The organism is Kribbella sp. NPDC054772 (genome assembly GCF_053611945.1).
Genome location: NZ_JBSHBJ010000012.1, coordinates 175994 through 195105, shown reverse-complemented (window position 1 = coordinate 195105; position 19112 = coordinate 175994). Strand labels below are relative to the sequence as shown.

At 69.3% G+C, this 19112-nt stretch carries 16 protein-coding genes and 1 pseudogene; 2 read left to right on the top strand and 15 right to left on the bottom strand.

Going from position 1 to position 19112, the window contains the following annotated elements:
• The 12 genes and pseudogenes from ACWGID_RS21045 to ACWGID_RS20990 form a co-directional block, all read right to left on the bottom strand.
• Positions 1–286, bottom strand: a pseudogene (locus ACWGID_RS21045) (hypothetical protein); the annotation flags it as partial.
• Positions 287–446: 160 nt separating this feature from the next.
• Positions 447–1718, bottom strand: coding sequence for a hypothetical protein (locus tag ACWGID_RS21040; protein ID WP_452198913.1), 1272 nt, complete (start codon positions 1716–1718; stop codon positions 447–449).
• A 54-nt stretch (positions 1719–1772) separates the two neighbouring features.
• Complete coding sequence (locus ACWGID_RS21035) at positions 1773–3824, bottom strand: HelD family protein (protein WP_452198911.1); 2052 nt, start codon at positions 3822–3824, stop codon at positions 1773–1775.
• 126 nt (positions 3825–3950) lie between these two features.
• Positions 3951–4343: a hypothetical protein gene (locus tag ACWGID_RS21030; RefSeq protein WP_452198910.1), complete on the bottom strand. Its 393-nt coding sequence runs from the start codon at positions 4341–4343 to the stop codon at positions 3951–3953.
• Positions 4340–4996, bottom strand: a complete 657-nt coding sequence (locus tag ACWGID_RS21025) for a DNA/RNA non-specific endonuclease (protein WP_452198908.1) — start codon at positions 4994–4996, stop codon at positions 4340–4342. Before ACWGID_RS21025 ends, ACWGID_RS21030 begins: the two co-directional genes overlap by 4 nt.
• Before the next feature lie 40 nt (positions 4997–5036).
• Positions 5037–7778 (bottom strand): phosphoesterase, encoded by a 2742-nt coding sequence (locus ACWGID_RS21020; protein ID WP_452198906.1) that lies wholly within the window; start codon positions 7776–7778, stop codon positions 5037–5039.
• Between the two features lie 13 nt (positions 7779–7791).
• Positions 7792–9153, bottom strand: coding sequence for an ABC transporter permease (locus tag ACWGID_RS21015; RefSeq protein WP_452198905.1), 1362 nt, complete (start codon positions 9151–9153; stop codon positions 7792–7794).
• On the bottom strand, positions 9153–10091 hold the full coding sequence (locus ACWGID_RS21010; protein WP_452198903.1) for an ABC transporter ATP-binding protein: 939 nt from the start codon (positions 10089–10091) through the stop codon (positions 9153–9155). The genes ACWGID_RS21015 and ACWGID_RS21010 overlap by 1 nt, the downstream gene beginning before the upstream one ends.
• Before the next feature lie 148 nt (positions 10092–10239).
• Positions 10240–11256: a ferritin-like domain-containing protein gene (locus tag ACWGID_RS21005; protein ID WP_452198901.1), complete on the bottom strand. Its 1017-nt coding sequence runs from the start codon at positions 11254–11256 to the stop codon at positions 10240–10242.
• A gap of 96 nt (positions 11257–11352) precedes the next feature.
• Entirely contained in the window at positions 11353–13146 is a 1794-nt protein-coding gene (locus ACWGID_RS21000) for an ABC transporter ATP-binding protein (protein WP_452198899.1), read from the bottom strand.
• Positions 13139–14890: an ABC transporter ATP-binding protein gene (locus tag ACWGID_RS20995; RefSeq protein ID WP_452198897.1), complete on the bottom strand. Its 1752-nt coding sequence runs from the start codon at positions 14888–14890 to the stop codon at positions 13139–13141. Before ACWGID_RS20995 ends, ACWGID_RS21000 begins: the two co-directional genes overlap by 8 nt.
• Before the next feature lie 119 nt (positions 14891–15009).
• On the bottom strand, positions 15010–15468 hold the full coding sequence (locus ACWGID_RS20990) for a nuclear transport factor 2 family protein (RefSeq protein WP_452198895.1): 459 nt from the start codon (positions 15466–15468) through the stop codon (positions 15010–15012).
• Between the two features lie 53 nt (positions 15469–15521).
• Between ACWGID_RS20990 and ACWGID_RS20985 the strand changes: the two genes are divergently transcribed.
• A complete protein-coding gene (locus ACWGID_RS20985) occupies positions 15522–16028 on the top strand; it encodes a winged helix-turn-helix transcriptional regulator (RefSeq protein ID WP_452198893.1) in 507 nt (168 codons plus the stop codon).
• Here ACWGID_RS20985 and ACWGID_RS20980 read toward each other — a convergent pair.
• From ACWGID_RS20980 to ACWGID_RS20970, 3 genes are read right to left on the bottom strand one after another with little or no spacing between them, the layout of a single operon-like run.
• Positions 16005–16409 (bottom strand): hypothetical protein, encoded by a 405-nt coding sequence (locus ACWGID_RS20980; protein ID WP_452198891.1) that lies wholly within the window; start codon positions 16407–16409, stop codon positions 16005–16007. The two genes, ACWGID_RS20985 and ACWGID_RS20980, sit on opposite strands and share 24 nt — an antisense overlap.
• A 16-nt stretch (positions 16410–16425) precedes the next feature.
• On the bottom strand, positions 16426–16785 hold the full coding sequence (locus tag ACWGID_RS20975; RefSeq protein ID WP_452198889.1) for a VOC family protein: 360 nt from the start codon (positions 16783–16785) through the stop codon (positions 16426–16428).
• A 44-nt stretch (positions 16786–16829) separates the two neighbouring features.
• Positions 16830–18026: an ROK family transcriptional regulator gene (locus ACWGID_RS20970; protein ID WP_452198887.1), complete on the bottom strand. Its 1197-nt coding sequence runs from the start codon at positions 18024–18026 to the stop codon at positions 16830–16832.
• Between the two features lie 119 nt (positions 18027–18145).
• Here ACWGID_RS20970 and ACWGID_RS20965 point away from each other — a divergent pair, with 119 nt between their 5' ends.
• Positions 18146–19093, top strand: a complete 948-nt coding sequence (locus ACWGID_RS20965; protein WP_452198885.1) for an ROK family protein — start codon at positions 18146–18148, stop codon at positions 19091–19093.
• The last annotated feature ends 19 nt before the right edge of the window (positions 19094–19112 follow it).

The window sequence follows — 19112 nt, the reverse complement described above, 5'->3', positions numbered from 1 at the left end:
ACATATCTTTATAAGAGACAGCGACCGGGCCGATCTCGCCGCGGGACGCGAACGCCGACCGGACCCGGTCCGCCCACTCCGCCGGGCCGAGCGCCGAGCGGCCGGTGCCGATGATCCGGACGCCGGTCGCGCGCGGTCCCGCGAGCAGACTGCCCAGACCGGGCAGCAGCAACCGTGAACTCAGGTCGCCGCTGGCGCCGAAGATGACCAGCGTTCGCTGTTCCGTCCCCGCCGGCCGATCCTCGACCGGCAGCAGGGCCGTCTGCGTAGTGATGATGCCTCCCAAGACTGTGCCGTGTGGCTTCACCTGTGGAGCCACACACCCTCAGACGCAACCGCGAGGAGGGTAACCGCATTCCCGTGTAGGCGCATCTTCCTGTCTCACGCCGTAGCGAGCAGGCACTCCGCCGAGCGCCGCGCAGTAGGCGTGAGACAGGAAGATGCGCCTACTGCGTCCTGGACGTCTCAAGGGCTGGGTACGGCGAGTCTGGCAGGCCGAGGTTCTTCCAGACGAAACGTGGCACCCGGGCCAGGAAACCGCGGATGAACTCCGAGCTGTGCGCGATCGCCGGCTGGCTGTGCTCGCCGGGCGAGACCCAGGCCCAGTCCTCCTCGATCGAGAACGGCGCCGGCGGGTTCGCCATCAGGTACTCCATCTGCCGTGGGTGCATCACGTCGTACGCGAACTTCGTGTCCGGCGAGTTCACCGCGAACCGCTTGTTGAACTCGGCGCTCTCGAAGCTGATCCCGCGGCTCAGCCCCTTTCGCCCGACCTGGAGCCGCGGCATCCGGATCGGCAGCTGGAACCCGAGGATCGGCTCACTGTGGCTCTCGGTCACGGTCCGGGTCTGGGTCCGGCCCTCGCTGTCGGTGTAGGTCTCGGTGCGCGTCGTCTTCCAGTGGTGCTCGAACGCGACGAACGGCGGCCCTCCGGCGTCCTGCCCGCGGACCACGTCGGTGGTCTTGTGGTCGTGCCCACCGCGATTCACCGGCGTGAACTGCAGCAAGCTGTCGTCGACGCCGACCCAGTACCAGTCCGGGTGCTGGTAGAAGGTCAGCCGCTGCGGTGGCTCCGGCTGACGCCAGCCGTCGAGCGGTGCGGCATCGATCGCGGCCGCGACGGCACCGAGCTGCTCCAGCCACGGGCCGAGCTTGTCGAGGTCCTTGCGCGGCGGGTCCAGGACGACGAGCTGGTCGCCGTCGATGCTCAGGTTCACGCCCGGTTGACCGGCCGCCAGCGCGTTCAGCTGCGCGGACAACTGCGGCGTCATCACCGCTGCCGCGAACGCCGGATCCACGGCACCGACCTGCCACCCCGGTCCCAGCTCGGCCGGTGCGGGTACGGCGGTCACGCGGACGCCGTACCGCGGTTGGGTCTCGCCGCCGGTGATCCACAGCTCGGGAAGCCTGCGGGACAGCGTGACCATCCCGAGCCAGCCCGACCAGTAGGTGGAGGCGTACTCGATCACCTGGAACGAGCGGCCCGACGCGGTCACGCCGGTGATCTGGTCGTCGGGCTTGCGGTCGAAACCGATGCCGAACGGCGGGTTGCTGAGCCGCGCGACCGCGTCCCACGTCGGCGTGTTGACGAAGTTCCAGCCACGCCGGCGGATCGCGTCGATGTACTGCTGGCGGCGGACGAGCGCGACGATCCCCCAGACGATGCCGGCCACGGCGAGCACCGCGACGACCAGCAGAACGATGACCAGTGCGCTCACGTATGTCTCCCCGATCAGGCTACTTGCACACCGGACGATAGCGCCGGGACGGGATCAGGCCAGCGGTCCGGGCAGCGGGTCGGCGTGGATGATCTGCAACCGGCTGACCGCGCGGGTGAGGACGACGTACAGGCGGTGCAGGCCGCGGGGCTCGGCGGCGACGATGCGGGCGGGCTCGGCCACGACGACCGCGTCGAACTCCAGTCCCTTCGCCAGCGTGGCCGGCACGCAGACGAGGCGGACGGTGTCGATCTCGTCCTCGGTCTCCCCGAGCAGCGCCGCTTCCAGGCCCGCTGCGGTGAGCGCGTCCCGCAGCACCGCGATCTGGTCGTCGGCGGCGATCAGCGCGACCGAGCCCTCACCGGCCAGCGCCGCCCGGCACTCGGCGACCACCTGGTCCGCGAACGTCGCCTCGTCGGCCCCGACGATCCCGAGCGCGTCCGCCACCGTCCGTACGCCGCTCGGTGTGCCCAGCGTCGGCGCGATCTCGGGAAGCAGCTTCGCGGCGAAGTTGATGATCTGCGCCGGCACCCGGAACCCGCGGTCCAGCTCGGCCACCACGCCGTCGCTCTTGTCGAGATGACCGAGCACCCGGTCCCACGAACCCGCGGCCCACGGCGTCGTCGCCTGCGCCAGGTCGCCGAGCACCGTCGCCGAACCGGTCCGGCACCGGCGGCCGAGCGCTCGCAGCTGCATCGCTGACAGATCCTGCGCCTCGTCCAGCACCAGGTGCCCCAGCGAGCCGGTCCGGCGCTCGATCAGGTCCTCGAGCTCGTCGAGCAGGACGGTGTCGGCGAACGACCACTTCGTCGACTTCCACGAGCGCGGCGGCTTGGTCCAGAGCAGCGCCGTACGCTCCTCGTCGGTCAGGTCGGCAGCTGCTTCGGCCAAGAAGTCGGCGTCGGCGAAGAGCCGGTGCAGGATCTGCTCGGGGACGACCCGCGGCCAGACCGAGTCGAGGACCTCCTTCACCGGCTTCGAGCGCGCCACCGCGTTCTGCACCCGGTCGTCCGGGGACTCGGCGCGTTCCTCCATCCGGACGAGGACGACGTGCGCGATCCGCTGCGCGAGGGCGTTCCGGCCGGGCGCGTAGCGGGTCGACTCGCGCAGGTCCGAGACGATGTCGACAACCTCGTAGTCGTGCACCCGGTACCGCCGGGATCCCTTGCTGTACAGGACTCCGTCGGTCGGCGTCCCGACGTACGACCACAAGGCGCGACGCAGTACGGCGGCCATTCGCGCGTCGCCCTTCAACGCCTCAGCCTCGACCGAGTCGGTCGCGGCGGTCGGCCGGGTCAGCAACTCGTCGATGGTGATCTGGCGTACGTCGACCTCGCCCAGCGCGGGCAGCACCTTGCGGATGTAGGACAGGAACGACTTGTTCGGGCCGACGATCACGACACCGCCGCGGCCGAGGCGCTCGCGCTCGGTGTAGAGCAGGTACGCGACGCGGTGCAGGCCGACCGCGGTCTTACCGGTGCCGGGCGCACCCTGGACACACACGCTCGGGTGCAGCGGCGCGCGGACCAGGTCGTCCTGCTCGGGCTGAATGGTGGCGACGATGTCGCGCATCGGCCCGGTGCGCGGCCGCTCGATCTCGGCGCGCAGGAACGCGTCCGCCTGGTCGGTCTCCACGACCCCGGTGAGCGGCTCGTCCTCGAACCCGGTCAGCTCGGCGTGATCGGAGAACCCGTACCGCCGGCGCATCAGCACCTGCTGCCGGTCGCTCTGGGTCGCCCGGTAGAACGGCACCGACACCGGCGCCCGCCAGTCGATCACCAGCGGTACGCCGGTCCCGTCGTGCACGTGCCGGCGGCCGATGTAGATCTGGTCCAGGTCCGGGATGGTGCCGTGCTCGTAGTCGAGCCGGCCGAAGAAGAGCGGTACGTCGGGCAGGTCGAGGAGCGCGTGGGTGCGCATCTCCTTCGCCCGCTGGTTGGCCTCGTTCGTGAAGCGCTCGTCGTTGTCCTCGCCGCCGATGATCTGGACATCGCGGTCGACGACATCGGCGTACATCATCCGCAGCGCGGCGCGGGCAGTACTCAGGTGGGCGCGTTCGGAGGTGAGTTCGGGCAGGGGTTCAGGTTGCGGTGCAGGTTGGGCCATCGGAGAGCAAGCCTCGAATCGTGAGCTTGGCTGGGTCCCGCCCCGGAGCAGATCCATCCGGTTCGATTCGATCCCGAAAAGACAGGTCCGCGACGTTACCACCCGCCCAGACGGGCTGCGACCGATTTACTGGAGCCAGTCGGGCGTGTGCTCCGCGTCCCGCGGGAACTCGGCCAGATCGGCCGGGTAGATGTCCCGGTCGACGTCGATCGACCACTCCGGCTCGTGGTCGTAGTCGAAGTCGGTCTCGAAGTGCCCGGTAGACGTGACCGTGAGCCGGGCCGTCAGCCAGGTGCCCTTGCCCGGCTGGTACATCGCCCGCCGCAGCTCCTCGAAACGGTCCTCGAGCCCGGCCGGCAGCTTGCGCAACTGCGTCGTACCCGACGGACCGAGCACGTCGGCGTCCAGCTCGGCGTACGACGTCGTGGACCGGTAGACCGCGCTCACCTCACGCCACCCGGCGGGCAGGTCCGCGACCAGTGCGCGCGCGATCGTGTCGATCACACCGATCTCGCTCATCGGGCTCCCCTGGCCGTGGGTTTGGTCTCCTTGAAGGTACGCCGTGGGTCGCGCCGGCCCTCGTGCAGGGCCACCACGGTTCGGCTCGACGGTCGGCGCGTCGTCCGGTTCGGGTGCGCGACGTCGATGGTCGCGTGCACCTGGATGCCGGCGGCCCGCATCGCCTGCCAGGTCTGTTCCATCCGGCGCCAGTTCTCGCTGCCCTTCACCGCCTGGTTCTGCGAGCGGGACTGGGCGGTCAGGTTGATCGACTCCCCCGGCCCGTTGAACGACGTACCGAACAGGTGGCCGCCGTCGTCCTCGCGTTCGCGGTCGGGCTTGCCGGCGTCGCGCTGCGCGTCCAGGTTGCGGCGTTCCTCGTTCTGCTCGTGGGGCAGCCAGCCGAGCCAGCCCTCGGCGTGCTTCACCCGGCCCTCGTCGTCGGTGACGTACAGGTAGCGCTCGTCGACGATGTAGACCGCCGACGGCTCCGGGTCCATCAGCCGCTCGTTCCACTCGTCCGCGCGGCCGGACTCCTCCTTGTGCACCGGAAGCCCGGCGTACTCCTCCGGCACCACCGGGACGTCACGGGGCCCGTAACCGACGTCGCGGACGTCGGCCGGATCGGCGTGCTGCTCGATCCGGGCCGGCGCCCGCGTCGCTCGTTTCGGCATGCGCTGTTTCTACACGCCGAGTGTTAACAAGTGGTAGACCTCAGCCGTCGTTCTCGGCACCCGGGATGACCGCGCCCGGGACGTTCTGCGGTGCGAAGATCTGGTTCTCACCGGGGTACGGCGTGGACCAGTTGTGCGCCTCGTACCAGTCGAAGTGGTTCATCAGCACCGGGCTCGCGGTGTCCGGCTTGGCCGTCGGAGCGTTGAACAGCTGCTTCGACGTCCACGCGTTCCACTGCGCCGCGACGGCCTGCTTGTCCGCCGGAACGGTTGCCGACGGCACCGGAGCGACGGCCGGGTTCTGCGAGCCCGGGGTGTCAGCGCCGCACGGCGGCAGGTCCTTCAGACCGGCGGTCAGCGAGGTGCGGTTCGGCAGCGCGGTGAACGGGGTCAGGTCCGGCTTCTGCGTGAACGCGCCGAACATCGGGGTGGCCGCGGTGTCCTTCTGGTTCATCGGCTTCATCCCGAGGATCTGCTCGATCGTCCGGACCAGCGTGATCTGGGTGTAGTAGTTGCTGTCCACCGCACCGTGCTGGGCGTACGGGCTGATGATCTGGATCGGCGCCCGGTGCCCGTCGACGTGGTCGAGACCGGCCTGCGAGTCGTCCTCCGCGATGAAGATCGCCGAGTCCTTCCAGTACTTGCTGTGGGTGATCTCGTCCACGATCCGGCCGACGGCCAGGTCGTTGTCGGCCACACCCGCGGGGCCGCTGTTCGGTCCACCGGTGTGGTCGTTGGACAGCCAGAACATGTTCAGGTTCGCCGGGCCGTTCTTCTCGAAGTCCTTCTTCCAGATCTCGGCCTTGTAGATGTCCGGGACGTTCAGGTCGAACTGCGGGAAGCCCTGCACCGAGATCGCGTTCAGCGACGGGATCGCCGACCCGACCTGGATCGGGTATGCCGTGTCCGCGCCGGTCGACCGCATCGTCTTGGTGTCGCAGTACAGGTTCTGCCAGCTGGCGCCGGTCGGCTTCTGCTCGATCGACTGGAACTCGCCGTAGTCCTTCACGGTCTTGCCCGCCGCCTGCACGCCGGTCCAGAGGAAGCCGCTCTTCTGGTGGCCGAGGGCATCGTTCTCGGTGTCGTAGGTGCGGATGTACTCGCCGGCCATCGACTCGGTGTACTCCGGGTTGTCGGCCTGCATCATCCAGTTGTGACCCTCGGCGGAGTTCGTGCCGATGTCGTAGGTGTTGTCGTACAGCCCGAACTGCTTGGCCAGCGCGTGCTGGTTCGGTGTCACGTTCTCGCCGTACTGCGTCAGCGCCGGATCGCCGTTGCCCTCGGGAATGTCGCCGTACACCTGGTCGTAGGTCCGGTTCTCCTTGACGATCAGGAAGACGTGCTTGATCGTCGACGGGTCACCGATCTTCGCCGGAACCGGCACCGGGTTGCGGTGTCCCTGGTCCGTCGCGGCCTGCGCCGATCCGTTCGTCCAGCCGTTCTGGTCGAAGACGGTCTTGGTGTACTTCTTGATCGCCTGGTCGTCAGGCAGCTGGAACTTGGTCAGGCTCGACGTGGTGTCGTGCGTGGCGTGACCGGCCGCCGTGGTGTCCCGGCGGGCGTCGACGCCGCGGGTGTTCGACACCACGATGTCCTTGCCGACCTGGGCGAGCTCGGCCGGGAAGTAGTCCGTCGGCAGCAGACCGACGTAGCTGACCGGCTCGAGCGGGTTCTTGTACTTGTAGACCGCGACCGCGTTCGCCCGGCCGAGCGAGACCAGCAGGTGGCCGTCGTCGGTGAGCGTGACGCTGTTCGGCTCGTACCCGACCGAGGCCTCCGGCCACGGCTGGGTCGCGATCGTCTGGGTGACCTTGCCCTTGTTCGCGTCGATCACCGAGACGGTGTTGCTCGACGTGTTCGTGACGAACACCGCGCCGTTCTTGGCGTACACCGCGGTCGGGTGCAGACCCACCGCGATGCTCGCTGGCGCGGCCGACGCGTTCTTGGTGTCGATCACGGAGACCGTACCGGTGGTGGTGATCGCGTCCTGGTTCGCGACCACGTTCGTGCCGTACGAGTTGACCGTGCTGTCACCGGCCTGAGCCGTCCGGCCGCCCTCGTTGCTCACGTACAGCTTGTCGCCGACCATCACCATGTCGCGCGGCGCGTTGCCGGTCGCCCAGGTCTGCTTGATCGCACCGGTCGCGGTGTCGATCGCCACGACCTTGTTCTGGCCGTTCACCGCGGCGTACACCGTCGAACTGTCCGCGGAGAACACGGCCTCCGAGGCCAGCGCGCGCTTGCTGCCGTCGGCCGGGATCGCCACGAACGTCGGGTTCGCGAGCGAGCCGTCCGAATTCACGGTGAACTTCCGGTAGCCGTCGGCCTGCCCCAACCAGACCTGCTTGCCGTCCGGCGAGTACGTCGGTCCTTCCTGGCCGATGTCGTTGCCGGGGATCTTCAGGTCGGCGGCGGCGTTGTTGCCGACGTACTGCTGGACCTTCCAGTTCTTCAGGTCGATGATCGCCAGCGCCATCCCGCCGTCGGTCACCCCGGCGGCCATGTGGCTGCCGTCCGGGCTGACCGAGGACGACATGATCTTGCCCTTCTGGAGGACGAGACGGTCGCCGATCGGCTTGATGTACTGGTCGGAGGAGATCACTTGACCCTTGTCCGTGACCTGCCCGACCTGCTCCTTCCCGAACCCGGTCGTGGAGGCGACCGCGGTGCCGGCGAGGGCCACTGCGACGGCGGTGGCGCCCGCCGTGACCAGTGGTACTCTGCGCCGAAGGGGGCTGGACGGGCCCTGTACGTCACGCCTGCGGCGGCGTGTTACCTGCATGGGAGACATCCCTTCAGTGGGTGGGTAGCAGTTCGACTGTGCCGTCGAACTGCCACAGGGGGTTCGGTTCGTCCCCGGACGGGGTGCGGACGAGGAAGAAGCCATTCACTTCTTTCGGTCCGTCCCCGTCGGACACGTACCGACCGAGTGGGTTGATGTCGAGTTGGTAGATCGCCGAGCCGGCCGCCTCCACCCCCGGGAGGTGCCAGCTGACCACGCATCGCCAGTCGTTGCCGGGCCCGCGGGCGGCGACCTGGTCGCCACCCTTGGTGCACTCGGCCGCGGTCTGCAGCTGCTCCTCGGTGACATCGGCCCGATTGAGCTGTCTGGTCTGCAGACGGTAGAGATGCGCGAACTCCACCGCGACCGCACGCTGCACCTTGTCCTGGTCGATCCCTGAACCGAAGCCGGTCACCGGGGTGAGGACCACGGTGGTCAGACCGAGCAGGATGACGAGGGGCAGCAGACCAGCCGTCAGCGCGAGCCGGCCGGAGCCGTCGTGCGTCGGGTTGGTGAAGTCGCGGCGGACGAACAGGAAGTAGGCCAGGCCGGTCGCGGCAAGCGTCCAGACCAGGCTGACGACGACACCGATCAGCAGCGGGCCGACCTGTGCCGGTGCGGTGAACAGACCGTTCCAACTGATGAAGGCGTACCCCGGGAGCGCCAGCCGGAACGCGACCGGGACCGGCAGTTGCTGGACGATCTGCATCGCGAGCGCGACGACAGCCGGGAGCAGCAGGCCCATCGGCGAGCGGCCGAGCGCGACCGAGCCGAGCAGACCGATCGCCGCGAGAGCCAACGTCGGAGCGAGCGCACACAACCAGGCGAGCAGGACCGTTCCGGCAGCGTCGCCCGGAGAGAGCAGATGACCGTCGAGACCGATCAGCTCACGGTTGCCGACGACCAGCAGACCGGCCACCGTGCTCGACACGACAAGACCGATGACGAGGGCAACGATCACGGTCAGGCTGGACAGCGCCTTCGCGACGAAGATCCGGCGCGGCGAACGGACCGCCACCAGCAGGTGCCGCCAGGTGCCGAGGCGGTCCTCGGAGGCGAACACGTCACCGGCGATCAGCGAGGTCAGCAACGGGAGCGCCCACGAGCCGGAGAAGCCGAGCAGGACCAGCGGCCCGGCCCAGCCGGTCGCGTGCATCATCCGGCCGAACAGGGTGTCGACCGGCAGCGAGGCCTGCTGGCTGACCACGGCGACGAACACCGCGGGCGCCAGCCAGCACGCGACGATCAGGACGCGGACCCGCCACTGCGTGAGCAGCTTGACGAGTTCGAAACGGTACCCACGGACGAGTGGGACGCGGTGGGCGCCAGGGGTATCGGGCGCAGGGATGTCGGGGGCAGCCACAGTGGCCGTCATCAGTTGGTCTCCTGCTGCTCGGTGAGGGCGAGGAAGGCGGCTTCGAGCGGCGACACCACTGGCGCCAGCTCGCGGACCGCGATGTCGTCCTGGACCAGCCGCTTCACGAACTCATCGAGGGCTGGAACCGGCGCCGAGATCACGAGCAGCTCGACGTCGTCCTGGACGACGGCTTCGTCGCGCAGGCGGACGCCCTGGACCTGACGGGCGAGCCGGCGGGCCGCGACCGGGTTCGAGGTGCGGACCCGGTAGTCGAGTTCGCTGGTCTCGGACGCGAGCTTGCTGATCGGTCCGGTGAACGCGACCCGCCCGGTGGCCAGGATGGTGACCTCGGAGCACAGCGCCTCGACGTCGTCCATCCGGTGACTCGAGAGCATCACCGCCGTACCGTCGGCGGCCAGGCGGGTGAGGACGCCGTACACGTGTTTCTTGCCGGCCGGGTCGAGGCCGTTGGAGGGCTCGTCGAGGATCAGTAGGCGGGGCTTGGTGAGCAGCGCGGCGGCCAGGCCGAGGCGCTGGCGCATGCCGAGCGAGAAGCCGCGGACCCGGTCGTCGGCGACGTCGGTGAGGCCGACCTGGTCGATCGCGTCCTCGATTGTCAGCGTCCCGCCGTCGTCGCCGCGGAGCTGGGCCAGCGCCGCGAGGTTCTGCCTGGCGGTCATCGACGGGTACAGCCCCGGGCCGTCAACGAACCCGGCGACCCCCGCGGGTACGGCGAGGGCGCGGCCGACCGGCGTACCGAGAATCTCCAGGGTGCCGCGGTCGGCGACGGCGAGGCCGAGCAGGAGGCCGAGGAGCGTGGTCTTGCCGGCTCCGTTGGGTCCGACCAGACCGTGGATCTGGCCGGGGGCGACGTCGAGATCGACACCGTCGAGCGCGATGACCTCGCCGAAACTCTTGGCGAGGCCGCGGGCACGGACAGCGGGCGGAGTGTCCATGGTTAATACATTAGAAAGCAATGTACGGAGAGGTGAAGACCGAAGGTTAATGATTGTCAAACTGGGGGCGTCTTTTTTCCGGGACGCTCTCAGCCGGCTCTCAGTCACCGACCGCCCGAGCGACGTTTCACTGACTAGTTCGTTGGCGTCACCGCCGGTCCTCCGGAGCGACGTACTGGAAGGTCGGTCCCGCGGTGGAGCGACCGTCTTCGCTGAGCTGCATCAGTTTCAGGGCCTCGCCCTTCAGGGCGAACATCGCGCGGGTCGCGTCCCGGATCAGCGCGGGCTCGCCGGTGAAGGCCTGGTCGAGGAGGTACAGCAGGGTGCAATAGGCGCTGTCGAACTCCGCCTGTGCTGCCCGGATCTGGGAGTTGGCCGATCGGCGCGGGTTCGGTTGCATCGGAGAGACTCCGGTGGGATCGAACGTCACGGGCTCGCCGCCGGGGCCGGACTCCGGGGTGTCGCCACGCTGGTAGCGGCGGCCGAGTTTCAGCTCCTCGAAGCGGTAGTAGTGCGCGACCTCGTCGCGGTCGGGATGGAAGATGTCATGGTCGCCGTCCCAGACCTCACCGCGTGACGTCCCTTCGCCCTGCTCGACGATCTCCTCCAACGCAGCCAGCGCCGACGCGAGGCCGGTGACCGGTCGCAGTACGCCGCCGGTGTGGTGGAACGGGCCGGCGGTCACCTGGCGGGCCGGGTCACCGGAGAACACCTTGTCCTCGCCAAGGGTGTCGGTCAGCGAGCGCAGGCCGTCCTCGATCGCGTCGTAGAACTGGCCGATCGTCTCGTAGTGGTCGCTCTCCCCCGGTGCACCCGGCTTCTCGGGTTTCTCCAGCCGGAGGAACATCTCCAGCGCCTCCGAACCGAACGGGAGCAGCGACAACTCGATCGACCCGTGCGGCAGCCGCCGTGGATACCCGGGCAACATCTCCGGGACGTCCAGCCGTGGCTCGCCACCGACCGCGTTCAGCAGGTTGGACGCCAGCGCGAGGTGGATCATCTCCTCCACGAACACGCTGCTCACCAGCTCGACCGCGTCCGCGTTCCGCGCCGGGTCGAGCGAGTACAAGGCACACAGGTACGGCGGGATCGTGGCGTGCTCGAGCTCGATCGCCCATTGCAGGTGCTGATGAAGACTGTCGATGGTGTCGATGCGCTGACTCATACCTGGTGAGACAGCACAGACACCTCACCTGTGACGGTCGGGTAGGTCGTCGAAGGGAAACGAGCTCGCCGAGCGTGCCGGGCGGCGCGCCGGCGATCAGCGGTAGGCGCGGGCCTGGAGTTCGAAGAGGTCGGCGTAGCGGCCGCCGGCGGCGAGGAGGTCGGGGTGCGTGCCGAACTCTTCGATGCGGCCGTTGTGCATGACGACGATCAGGTCGGCCATCCGGACGGTCGAGAACCGGTGGGACACCAGCACGGTGATACCGCCGGTCTCGGCCGCGGCGACCTTCGCGGCATCGGCGTACTGCTCGTACAGCCGGTGCTCCGCGTCCGGGTCGAGCGCGGCCGTCGGCTCGTCGAGCAGCAGCAACAGCGGCCGCTCCCGCATGAACGCCCGCGCCAGCGCCAGCCGCTGCCACTGCCCACCGGACAGCTCGACACCGTCGGCGAACTTCTTGCCCAACTGTGAGTCGAGCCCGCGCGGCAGTCCGGCGATCACTCCCTCCGCGTCGCCTCGCGCGATCGCTGTCCGAACCGCATCGTCGTCGGTGGCCCGCGCCAGGTCGCCGATCCCGACGACCTCGCGCGCGGTCAGCTCGAACTTCACGAAGTCCTGGAACCCCGCCGACAACTGCGACCGCCAGTCGTCCGGCCGGATCGTCGCGAGGTCCACACCGTCGACGAGGATGCTCCCGGTCGTCGGGTCGTACATCCGCGCGAGCAGCTTCACGAGCGTGGTCTTGCCGGCCCCGTTCTCGCCGACCAGCGCGACCGCCGACCCGGCCGGCACCTTCAGGTCGACCCCGCTGAGCACCGCGGACTCCGAACCGGGATAGGAGAACCCGACGTCCCGCAGCTCGATCCCCGAGGTCAGCCGCTCGGGCGCCGGCGTGACGCTGGACTGCCACGCGTTCTGCTTCGCGTACTCACGCAGCCAGTCGTACCGGCTGAAGCTCCGCACGACCTCGCCGACCCAGTACACGTTCTGCGCGATACCGCCGGTCATCTGATCCACCTGCGGCGCGAGCAGCAGCACGAGTACGACGTCACCCGCGGACGACTGCCCGTTCCGCGCGCGAACGACGACCCAGACGACCGCGGCGGCGTACGCGACACCGAACACGAGCCGCACCACCCCGTCGACCTTCCCACCCCAGCGGGCGGCCTCGACGCGACGGTTGAACCGCTCGGTCTGCAGCGTGAAGATCCGCTCCAGCAGCACCCTGCCGAGCCCGAAGACCCGCAGCTCCAGCCCGGTCCGCGGATCTTTCGCGACCTCGATCAGCCGATCGATCAGGCGCTCCTGCGGCATAGAGTCCTCCCAGGCCTTCTGCTGCCTGGTGCTGCTCAGGTACGCCGACCAGATGCGGGCGCCACCAAGCAGCGGGAGCACGAGGAGCACCGGGTGCACGGACCCGAGCAGCGTGAGGACCGTCGCGGTGTTCGTCACCGTCGCGAACGCCCACAGCAGCACCTCGGCGCCGACACCCATCCGCCAAGCCCGCTCCCGAACCAGCTCGAGCCGGTCCGCGACATCCGGACGCTCATGGTGCGACAGCCCCGGAATGCCCGACGTCACGTCGAGCAGATCCACGTGCACGCGACCGGCCATCCGCTCCTGCGCGGTGTCCTGCAGCGGCCACCCGAGTCCGTCGGCGAGGAACGAGACCGCGAGACCACCGACGATGATGCCGATCCCGAGCGCGATCGTGCTCGACTCGTCCGACGCGATCCCGTCGACCAGCCGGCTCACGCCGTACGTCTGGGTCGGTGCGGTGATGGCGCGGGCCGCGACCAGGATGGTCGAGATCGCCATCAGGCCGGGCGCCGCCTTGAACGACGTGGACAACCACAGCCACAGGATCCGCAGGTTCCGCGTCCCGTTACGCATCGACGGCCTCCGGTCCGGTCACGTAGCGCTCGGCCTGCAGCCGGAACATCCCGGCGTACTCCCCGTCCTGCGCGAGCAGTTCCTCATGCGTGCCGTCCTCGACGATCTGGCCGTCCGAGAGCACACAGATCCGGTCCGCGTTCCGTACGACGGAGAAGCGGTGCGAGATGATCAGTGACGCCACGCCCGAGGTCAGCTCGAGGTACCGCTCGACCAGCTCCGCCTCCGCCCGTACGTCGAGCGCCGCGGCCGGCTCGTCGAGCACGAGGACCCCCGCGCCGGCATGCACCGCGAACAGCGCCCGCGCGAGCGCCACTCGCTGCCACTCGCCGCCGGACAGGTCGACACCACCGTCGAACGTCTTGTCCAGCACGGTGTCCCAGCCCTTCGGCAACCCGCGCACGACCTCGTCGATCCCCGACTCGCGCGCGACCCTGGCCAGCGTCAGCTCGTCGCCTGCTCGCTCGACCGCGCCGAACACCACGTTGTCCGTCACCGACAGCGGGAACCGCAGGAAGTCCTGCACGATCGCCGCGACCCGCCGCTGCCACACGGCCAGGTCGAGCTCCGCGAGGTCCACTCCGTCGACCAGGATCCGGCCACTCGTCGGCCGGTACGCGCCGCCGAGCAGCTTCACCAGCGTCGACTTGCCGGCGCCGTTGACACCGACCAGCGCGAGAGCTTCCCGCGCGCGGATCGTGAGGTCGAGATCCCGCAGTACGTCGACTTCGGAGCCCGGGTAGCGGAAGCTGACCTTCTCGAAGCGGATCTCGCGGGCCGGCATCGTCTCGATCCGGTGCTCCACGCTCGCGACCGGCTCCGGGTGCCGCTCGGCGATCGTCGTCGGCAGGTCCCGCATCGCGCGGTACGCCGAGAGTCCGCGGCGGACCTGCACCACGCCGTACCCGTTGTTGGTCTGACCGATCGCCAGGATCGCGGGCAGCGTGGTCGCGACCTGGGTGAGCGGCAGCGAGCCGTTCAGCGCGGCGCGGCCGACGGCGAGGATCGCGATGCCGTTGGCCACCAGGTGCACGCCACCGAACAGGATCGACCACTTCGCGTTCCGCTTCCGGCGGGCCCAGACCGGGCGGTAGCCGGCCGTCCAGTCGCGGAAGTACCGCTCGACCAGCCAGGTGTGCAGACCGAAGACGCGCAGCTCCTTCGGAGCGTCACGCATCCCCAGGTTGAACAGGTAGTGCGCCCGGCGCTGCTCCTCGGTGTTGCCCCACCAGACGTCGATCTCACCCTCGACGAGGCGTCCGCCGTACCACTCCACGATCAGGGCGACGCCGACCAGCAGGACCGCCACCCACCAGGAGAACATCACGCCGACGATCACCGCGGAACCGAACAGCGTGACCCGGCTGGCCAGCAACCAGGGCAGCTGTCCCATGCCCTGCGCCAGATGGAACCCGCCCTTGCCCTTCGCCCGCTCCTGCACGTCCAGCACCTCGGCGTCCTCGAGATGCTCGATCCGGCGCGGCGTGAGCAGCGGCTCGGAGATGCCGGTGCCGATCGCGCGGACCAGGCCGGCGTCCATCATCAGCGACGCGACCTGGCGCAGCGCGGGCAACAGGCTGTCGACCACGAAGACCACCAGCAGCGCGCCGAGCAACCAGCCGAACTCGGCCAGCGGCATCGCGCCGGGGCGATTCTCGATCACCCCCGGAACCGCCCCGACGACCCGCCCGGTCAGCAGCGTGACAGCCATCCCCAGCAGGGCGCCGAGGATGGTCAGACCCATCGTCAGAAGGGTGCTTCCAGGTGCAACGCGTACGCCGTAACGGAACAGGGTCAGCACCTGATCGACCGTAACCGCGGCCACCGACAGTTCGCACCCGAGTTTCCGGCCGGGCCCGCAATTCAGCCGACGATCGGCTCCGCGTGCGCCTCGGCGTACCCGGCCGCGGCGAGCCGGTCGAGGGCGCGTTCCAGGACGGCGGTGTCCTCGAGCGTCCGCACCTCGGTGATCTTCCCCCACTTGATCCGCAGGAACTGGTGCACCACGTTCTCGTACGCCGACCCGTCGACCACCGTGACGTGCACGGTGACCGCGGTCGCGACCTGGGTGTTCCACGGCGGGCCGGCGACGACGACGTCCTGGACGTCGAACGTGGTGCCCGGGAGCAGCCGGTGGCAGCGATCCCACCAGCGCCGCAGCGCCTCGTGGGTGTGCCGCTCACCGCCGAGCGCGTGCTCACCGTAGAACCGGTAGCTGAACGACGGCGCCATGCCGGACACCATCGCGTCCGAGTTGCCCGCACTGATCTGCGCGAACGTGCCGCGCACCTTCCGCGCCACGATCCGGTGGTAGATGCCCATGACGGCAGCCTAGGAGTAGTGAGTTCAATAACGCAACTGACTAGACTGCGGACATGCGGAACACCAGCTTCGCCTCGATGCACTGCTCGCTCGCTCAGTCTCTGGAGCTGATCGGCGACTGGTGGACACCGCTCGTGCTGCGGGACCTGTACCTCGGTCTGAACCGCTTCGACCAGTTCGTCACCGACCTCGGGATCTCCCGCAATCTCCTGACCGACCGCCTCGCCACCCTGACCGAGGGCGGGCTGGTACGACGCACGCCGTACCAGCAGAATCCGGTGCGCTACAGCTATGAGCTGACCGAAGCGGGGCGGGAGCTCGTACCGATCCTGATGGCGCTGACGGCGTGGGGCGATCGCTGGGCGACTCCCCCGGCCGGCCAGCCGATCCGGTTCACGCACACGACCTGCGGCAACATCACGACGCCGTCGGTGTGCTGCTCGGAGTGCGGCGAGGCGCTGCGGATGGACGACGTCGCGCCGTCTCCCGGACCGGGCGGCCGAACGGCACCCGGTACGGCGTTGATCGCGAGTGTGCTAGGACTCGAGCCGAAGGCGTAGCAGGTCGGCGAGCGGCATCGACTCGCCGTCGCGCGCACCCTGACCGACGACGAGCGGCGGGTCGGACGGCAGCACGTTCACCCCGGCGACGCGCGACTTCAGACTCGCCGGTACGCCGAGGATGTAGAAGTTGCCGTCCACGTCGACGGCGAGCGAACGGTTGCGGCGCAGGTACCACCCGGTGAGGTTGGTGCGGTAGCTGGCGCTGGAACCGATGACCTGCGCGCGCAGCGGCTCGGGCTCGACCCCACGCTCCTTCAGCGTCGCGATGAACCCCGTCAGCAGCTCACGGGCCTGCGCGGTCTCGGAAGCCTTCTTCCGCTCCAGGGCAGCCGCATGCTCGGCCGCGGCCGCCCGTCGTTCATCGCGCCAGCTCGTCACACCGTCACTCTATTTGTTAGTCGACGCAGAGGCAGAACGGGTGGCCGGCCGGGTCGAGGAAGACGCGGAACGACGTACCCGGCTGGTGTTCGGGTTTGGTGGCACCGATCGCCAGTACCTCGGACTCGGCCTCGTCGAGGTCGCGGACCATCACGTCGAGGTGGAGTTGCTGCGGCACGTCCTGGGTCGGCCAGGTCGGTGTCTTGTAGTTCGCGACCTGCTGGAAGCAGATGCAGTTGCTGCCGTCCTCGGGGCGGATCTCGGCCCACCCGTCGTCGGTCTTCACCTTCCAGCCGAGCAGCTCACCGTAGAACTGCCCGAGCTGGGCCGCGTCCGGACAGTCGAGGACGAAACTGGGGTACATCGCGATAGCCATGGATCGCACCTTACTGAGCATTCCGGACGTTCCGCGTCCGTTACTCAGACAGAACTCCCGGCGCGGCCGGCCAGGGTCAGCCAGGCGCGGTCGAGACCGGAGGCGATGCAGCCGGCTACGACGGTTTCGGAACCGAGCACACTCGCCTTCACCTCAGGCAGCACCGGCGCGAGCTGACGCAACTGCCGGGTGACCGCCTCCAGAAAGCCAGGCGCCTGCCCGATCCCGCCACCCAGGACCACTAGGTCGGGATCCACGACCGTGATCACCGTGCACACCGCCTTGGCGACGAGCAGTGCTTCCTCGGCGACGACCGCCGCGGCCAGGGCGTCGCCCCGAGCCGCGGCCGCGAACACCTTCTCCGCCGTCGAAGCCCCACGGACCCCGGCTCGGCGCGCCGCCCGGACCACCGCTGCCGCGGACGCCGACGCGTCGAAACCACCGCGTTTGCGAGCGTCCCGCGGATCACTCCCGCTACCTTCCGTGAAGGGCAGGTAGCCGATCTCACCCGCCACTCCGTGCGAACCGTGCCGGAGCTTGCCGTCCAGGACCAGGCCCATGCCGATACCGGTCCCGACCGAGACGAAGGCGAAGCTGTCGACGTCGCGGCCATGTCCGTGCACCCGCTCCGCGAGCGCGGCGGCGTCGACGTCGTTCTCGATCATCAGCGTCGGGCCGAACTGATCGCGCAGCGCCGCGAGCGTCGCGGGCGAATCCCAGCCGGACAGCCGCCCGGTCAGCGTCAGCGCATCGAGCCGCGGATCGTAGACGCCCGGGCTGCCGAGCACGGTCTGGGTCAGTTGCGTGACCTCGATACCGGCTTCAGTCGCGAGCGTCGCGGCCAGGACCGCCAACTCCTGGATCCGCGCCATCGCGTCCCCCGCCTTGGTCCGCACACTCAACCGCGCCCGCACCGTGCCGGCGAGGTCCGCGATCGCACCCCGGAGAAACTCCCGCCCGACATCAAGTCCGAGGACGTACCCCGCCTCCGGGCGCACCTCGTACAGACTCGCCGCCGGGCCGGGTACGCCGGTGCGCTGGCCGGTAACGTGCACGAGACCGGTCCGCTCCAGCGAGCTCAGCGCGGCCGACACTGTCGGCTTCGACAGTCCGGTCAGACCGGCGAGCTCGGTCCGCGAGAGAGGCCCGGAGCTGCGGATGTGGTCGAGCAGGACCTGCTCGTTGATCTCGCGGATCAGCTGTGGGCGCGCTGCGGCAGCACCACCGGCGACAACCGTCACGTCGACCCCCTTCTCGCTAACAACTCGGCCACCAAGTCGGAGTTAAGCCTTGTGGGCCGCGTGGTTGTTAAGTTAGTTTCCAATCGATTCTATTGGTCGGCACGAGGAGGTGCCACCCCGTGATTCCAGCGCCGGTCGTCCTCGGACTCGACTTCGGTGGGACGAAGATCGCCCTGGCTGTCGGTGACCTCGCCGGCCGCCGTCTGGGCGACCGCACCATCGACAGCCGGGTGGACAGCCACGACGGGTCCGGCGGTGCCGCGGCGGCACTGGCCCGCGGCTTGAGCGCGGCCCACGAACTACTCGCCGAGGTCGCCCCCGGCCAGCAGCTCGCCGGTGTCGGCGCGGCTACTCTCGGCATCCCGTACGACGACCGCGTCGAACTGGCCCCGACCTTTCCCGGCTGGGGCGAACTGCCCTTCGGGCGACTCGTGCGGGACGCATTCCCCGGCGTACCCGTGCGGCTGGCCACCGACGTGAAGGCGGCCGCGGCGGCCGAGCTGCGCTGGGGCGCGCTGGCCGGCTGCGACCCGGGCCTCTACCTGAACCTCGGCACCGGTCTCGCGATCGGGATCGTTGCCGGCGGCACCGTGATCACCGGGGCGCACGGCGCCTCCGGCGAGATCGGCTACAACCTGCGCTCACCCGCCGACGTGTACGTCGACGAGGGCGGGCGCACGATCCTGGAGCACGTCGTCAGCGGCCAGGCGCTCGAGACCACCGGGACCACCCGGCTCGGGCGACCGGTCACGGCCGCCGACGTCTTCACGATGGCGCGGACCGACCGGGACGCCGCCGTCCTCACCGACGAGTTCGTCCGGGAACTGGCGATGCATCTCGCCAACCTGACCATCGCCGTCGATCCGGAACGGATCGTCGTCGGCGGTGGCCTGGTGCGTTCCTGGGACCAGATCGAGACCGGTCTGCGACGCGCCCTCGCCGCGGCCGTTCCGTTTCCGCCGGAGTTGTCGGTGGCGCGCTTTCCTTCGGACGCACCGCTGATCGGGGCGCTCGCTCTCGGCGTCGAGGCGGCCGGTGCCGCCCTCGGCGAAGAGGCATTCGCATGAGCAGGATTACCAGGAGCGA